This window comes from Sphingomonas sp. Leaf10, assembly GCF_001421245.1.
In the GTDB taxonomy this organism is placed as follows: domain Bacteria; phylum Pseudomonadota; class Alphaproteobacteria; order Sphingomonadales; family Sphingomonadaceae; genus Sphingomonas.
The window spans coordinates 1-5,661 of sequence record NZ_LMKE01000024.1 but is presented as its reverse complement, the minus strand read 5'-3'; the positions used below and the strand labels follow the sequence as shown (position 1 = coordinate 5,661).

The window sequence follows — 5,661 nt, the reverse complement described above, 5'->3', positions numbered from 1 at the left end:
TATTTGACATTGTAGTTTAGATGAAGGGACATGTGGGCGGCGGCTTGCGGTCTATGGCATTCAAGGTGCTGTGGGATCGTTTTAAAGCTAAGCTGGCTCATATGTCTTATTACAACCACCATATTGTAATGTGCAGAGCCGGCTCCTTGAAGTGAGCTGAGTGTGATCGGTTATTCCACTGGTCATATTTGGAACATCAAACTTGAGAGTTTGATCCTGGCTCAGAACGAACGCTGGCGGCATGCCTAACACATGCAAGTCGAACGATTGCCTTCGGGTGATAGTGGCGCACGGGTGCGTAACGCGTGGGAATCTGCCCTTAGGTTCGGAATAACAGTTAGAAATGACTGCTAATACCGGATGATGACGTTAAGTCCAAAGATTTATCGCCTAGGGATGAGCCCGCGTAGGATTAGCTAGTTGGTGTGGTAAAGGCGCACCAAGGCGACGATCCTTAGCTGGTCTGAGAGGATGATCAGCCACACTGGGACTGAGACACGGCCCAGACTCCTACGGGAGGCAGCAGTGGGGAATATTGGACAATGGGCGCAAGCCTGATCCAGCAATGCCGCGTGAGTGATGAAGGCCTTAGGGTTGTAAAGCTCTTTTACCCGTGATGATAATGACAGTAGCGGGAGAATAAGCCCCGGCTAACTCCGTGCCAGCAGCCGCGGTAATACGGAGGGGGCTAGCGTTGTTCGGAATTACTGGGCGTAAAGCGCACGTAGGCGGCTTTGTAAGTTAGAGGTGAAAGCCTGGAGCTCAACTCCAGAACTGCCTTTAAGACTGCATCGCTTGAATCCAGGAGAGGTGAGTGGAATTCCGAGTGTAGAGGTGAAATTCGTAGATATTCGGAAGAACACCAGTGGCGAAGGCGGCTCACTGGACTGGTATTGACGCTGAGGTGCGAAAGCGTGGGGAGCAAACAGGATTAGATACCCTGGTAGTCCACGCCGTAAACGATGATAACTAGCTGTCCGGGAACTTGGTTTTTGGGTGGCGCAGCTAACGCATTAAGTTATCCGCCTGGGGAGTACGGTCGCAAGATTAAAACTCAAAGGAATTGACGGGGGCCTGCACAAGCGGTGGAGCATGTGGTTTAATTCGAAGCAACGCGCAGAACCTTACCAGCGTTTGACATGTCCGGACGATTTCGAGAGATCGATTTCTTCCCTTCGGGGACTGGAACACAGGTGCTGCATGGCTGTCGTCAGCTCGTGTCGTGAGATGTTGGGTTAAGTCCCGCAACGAGCGCAACCCTCGCCTTTAGTTACCATCATTTAGTTGGGTACTCTAAAGGAACCGCCGGTGATAAGCCGGAGGAAGGTGGGGATGACGTCAAGTCCTCATGGCCCTTACGCGCTGGGCTACACACGTGCTACAATGGCAGGTACAGTGGGCAGCAATCCCGCGAGGGTGAGCTAATCTCCAAAACCTGTCTCAGTTCGGATTGTTCTCTGCAACTCGAGAGCATGAAGGCGGAATCGCTAGTAATCGCGGATCAGCATGCCGCGGTGAATACGTTCCCAGGCCTTGTACACACCGCCCGTCACACCATGGGAGTTGGATTCACCCGAAGGCGTTGCGCCAACCCGAAAGGGAAGCAGGCGACCACGGTGGGTTCAGCGACTGGGGTGAAGTCGTAACAAGGTAGCCGTAGGGGAACCTGCGGCTGGATCACCTCCTTTCTAAGGTATGGTCCGAAAGCGCCTCGCTTATGTGAGGAAGAGCTTCGTACCTTCCGCAGAACATTAAGCCGCCGTCCTCATGTCCCTTCATCAACCAAGATAACGCAGTTTGCGGGCCGGTAGCTCAGGTGGTTAGAGCGCACGCCTGATAAGCGTGAGGTCGTAGGTTCAACTCCTACTCGGCCCACCACGGTTTAGGCATGGCGTCAGCGCCACGGGCAAAGCCCGTGTCGTCGGTCGAGGCGTAGCCTCGCCGGCCGTGCTTATCGCTGAGCGAAATAGCGACAGCTATTTCGTCTCGCGATTGCGCATGGGGCCTTAGCTCAGCTGGGAGAGCGGTTGCTTTGCAAGCATCAGGTCATCGGTTCGATCCCGATAGGCTCCACCAGTTTGCAGAAGCGAAGACGACGTAGCGAAGCTACGACGCATCGCTTCCAGAACGGCCAGCGCTGCGAAGCGTGCCCATAAGGCGCAGCTTTGCTGCGACTGACGGGCATGCGGGCACGCAGACAGTTGCGATCTTGGATGATGAAGAGAACCGAGATCCTCGTGGTTGACACGGGGTAGGACGGCGTTAAGGCGCCGCTTCGATATTTGACATTGTGAATGGTTTTTTCAAATCGATGCCGTGAGGCGTTGGTTCGGAAAGGGAAGCGTAGCTGCAAGGCTGTGCCGACCGACACGAACGAACGTTCATCACATCAAGGCTGAGCGATTTCAACCACACCAAAGATACCGCGCTACACTGCTCTGCCGAGTTTCGTGTCGCCGTTCTAGCGAACGTCGATCCAGTGTTGTCGTTGGTGGTGTGGACTCTCAAGCGTGAGGTAAGGGCAATTCGTGGATGCCTTGGCATGTACAGGCGATGAAGGACGTGGCACGCTGCGATAAGCGTCGGTGAGGTGTGAGCAACCTTTGACCCGACGATTTCCGAATGGGGAAACCCACCTATCCGTTTAATCCTGACCGTCGGTAACGGCGAGCAGGGTTAGGCGGACAAGGTATCTTGAGACTGAATACATAGGTTTCGAGAAGCGAACCCGGCGAACTGAAACATCTCAGTACCCGGAGGAAAAGACATCAACCGAGATTCCGTTAGTAGTGGCGAGCGAACGCGGACCAGGCCAGTGCCTCTTGTTCAACTAGCAGAACGTTCTGGAAAGGACGGCCATAGCGGGTGACAGCCCCGTATGCGAAAGTGATGCAAGAGGACTCGAGTAGGGCGGAACACGTGTAATTCTGTCTGAACATGGGGGGACCACCCTCCAAGCCTAAATACTCGTACATGACCGATAGCGAACTAGTACCGTGAGGGAAAGGTGAAAAGCACCCCGATGAGGGGAGTGAAACAGTACCTGAAACGGATTGCCTACAAGCAGTTGGAGCCTCTTCATGGGGTGACAGCGTACCTCTTGCATAATGGGTCTGTGACTTAATCTATCAAGCAAGCTTAAGCCGTTAGGTGTAGGCGCAGCGAAAGCGAGTCTGAATAGGGCGACATAGTTTGATGGATTAGACCCGAAACCCGGCGATCTAGGCATGACCAGGATGAAGGTGGGGTAACACCCACTGGAGGTCCGAACCGATTAACGTTGAAAAGTTACCGGATGAGTTGTGTTTAGGGGTGAAAGGCCAATCAAGCCGGGAAATAGCTGGTTCTCCGCGAAAACTATTGAGGTAGTGCCTCGGATGGACACCTTATGGGGTAGAGCACTGGATGGTTGCGGGGGTCGCGAGATCTACCAATACTAACCAAACTCCGAATACATAAGAGTGATATCCGGGAGACAGACGGCGGGTGCTAAGGTCCGTCGTCAAAAGGGAAACAGCCCTGACCTACAGCTAAGGTCCCCAAGTCGTGTCTAAGTGGGAAAGCATGTGGGAATCCCAAAACAACCAGGAGGTTGGCTTAGAAGCAGCCATCCTTTAAAGAAAGCGTAACAGCTCACTGGTCTAAACAAGGGTTCCTGCGGCGAAGATGTAACGGGGCTCAAGACACGCACCGAAGCTTAGGGTGTACGCTTTGCGTACGCGGTAGCGGAGCGTTCCGTACGCCTGTGAAGCGGTCTGGTAATGGACCGTGGAGGTATCGGAAGTGCGAATGCAGACATGAGTAGCGATAAAGAGGGTGAGATGCCCTCTCGCCGAAAGACCAAGGGTTCCTGCGCAAGGCTAATCCGCGCAGGGTGAGCCGGCCCCTAAGACGAGCCCGAAGGGGGTAGTCGATGGGAACCACGTTAATATTCGTGGGCCTGGTGGTGTGTGACGGATGGCGTGTGTTGTCGGATCTTATCGGATTGATCCGGCTTCGAAGCTGTCCCGGGAAATAGCCCCACCGTATAGACCGTACCCGAAACCGACACAGGTGGTCAGGTAGAGTATACCAAGGCGCTTGAGAGAAGTGTCCTGAAGGAACTCGGCAAATTGCCTCCGTACCTTCGGAAGAAGGAGGCCCAGCATAAGCGCAAGCTCTTGCTGGGGGCACAGGCCAGGGGGTAGCGACTGTTTAGCAAAAACACAGGGCTCTGCTAAGTCGGCTTCAAGACGACGTATAGGGCCTGACGCCTGCCCGGTGCCTGAAGGTTAAGTGGAGGGGTGCAAGCTCTGAAATGAAGCCCAGGTAAACGGCGGCCGTAACTATAACGGTCCTAAGGTAGCGAAATTCCTTGTCGGGTAAGTTCCGACCTGCACGAATGGCGTAACGACTTCCCCACTGTCTCCAGGACATGCTCAGCGAAATTGAATTCTCCGTGAAGATGCGGAGTACCCGCGGTTAGACGGAAAGACCCCGTGCACCTTTACTGCAGCTTCAGAGTGGCATTAGGAAAAAACTGTGTAGCATAGGTGGGAGGCTTTGAAGCATCGGCGCCAGCCGGTGTGGAGCCATAGGTGAAATACCACCCTGTTGTTTTCTGATGTCTAACCTGCGCCCATGAAACTGGGCGAGGGACCCTCTGTGGCGGGTAGTTTGACTGGGGCGGTCGCCTCCTAAAGAGTAACGGAGGCGCGCGAAGGTTGGCTCAGGACGGTTGGAAACCGTCTGTTAGAGTGCAATGGCATAAGCCAGCCTGACTGCGAGACTGACAAGTCGAGCAGAGACGAAAGTCGGTCATAGTGATCCGGTGGTCCCTCGTGGAAGGGCCATCGCTCAACGGATAAAAGGTACGCCGGGGATAACAGGCTGATAACCCCCAAGAGCTCATATCGACGGGGTTGTTTGGCACCTCGATGTCGGCTCATCACATCCTGGGGCTGGAGCAGGTCCCAAGGGTTTGGCTGTTCGCCAATTAAAGTGGTACGTGAGCTGGGTTCAGAACGTCGCGAGACAGTTTGGTCCCTATCTGCCGTGGGCGTCGAAATTTGAGAGGAGTTGACCCTAGTACGAGAGGACCGGGTTGAACGTACCTCTGGTGTACCTGTCGTCGTGCCAACGGCGCAGCAGGGTAGCTATGTACGGACGGGATAACCGCTGAAAGCATCTAAGCGGGAAGCCTCCCTCAAGATAAGATTTCTTAGGACGGTCGGAGACCACGACCTCGATAGATCGGATGTGGAAGCGCGGTAACGCGTGAAGCTAACCGATACTAATTGTCCTATTCGCGCTTAAGAGAGTTCACACCCCCAACGTCAGCACTGGCTGCATGACGACAAGTGGTTGAAACCCTCAGCCTTCACATCGATTTGAAAAACCGTGCACCGCCTTCATTGCCTGGTGGCTATAGCGTCTGTGAACCACCCGATCCCATCCCGAACTCGGCCGTGAAACCCGACCGCGCCAATGGTACTATCGCTCAAGCGATGGAAGAGTAGGTCGTCGCCAGGCATTGAAGCCGGTGCACAACAACCATTCACAATGTACAATACCCCTACGCCCCACACAGGGCGACACAGGTGTCGCGGGGTGGAGCAGCCCGGTAGCTCGTCAGGCTCATAACCTGAAGGTCACAGGTTCAAATCCTGTCCCCGCAACCAA

3 tRNA genes and 3 rRNA genes are annotated in these 5,661 nt (G+C 54.5%); all 6 read left to right on the top strand.

Features of this window, described 5'->3' with window-relative positions:
* The first annotated feature begins 198 nt into the window (after nucleotides 1–198).
* A 16S ribosomal RNA gene (locus ASE59_RS13810) occupies nucleotides 199–1,688 on the top strand.
* A 113-nt stretch (nucleotides 1,689–1,801) separates the two neighbouring features.
* Nucleotides 1,802–1,878 (top strand) — tRNA-Ile (locus ASE59_RS13805).
* Between the two features lie 122 nt (nucleotides 1,879–2,000).
* Nucleotides 2,001–2,076 (top strand) — tRNA-Ala (locus ASE59_RS13800).
* Between the two features lie 430 nt (nucleotides 2,077–2,506).
* Nucleotides 2,507–5,295 (top strand): 23S ribosomal RNA (locus tag ASE59_RS13795).
* A 101-nt stretch (nucleotides 5,296–5,396) separates the two neighbouring features.
* Nucleotides 5,397–5,511 (top strand): 5S ribosomal RNA (gene rrf / locus ASE59_RS13790).
* The 16S, 23S and 5S rRNA genes sit together here with 3 tRNA genes alongside, the layout of an rRNA operon.
* A gap of 72 nt (nucleotides 5,512–5,583) precedes the next feature.
* A tRNA-Met gene (locus tag ASE59_RS13785) sits at nucleotides 5,584–5,660 on the top strand.
* Nucleotide 5,661: the final 1 nt, after the last annotated feature.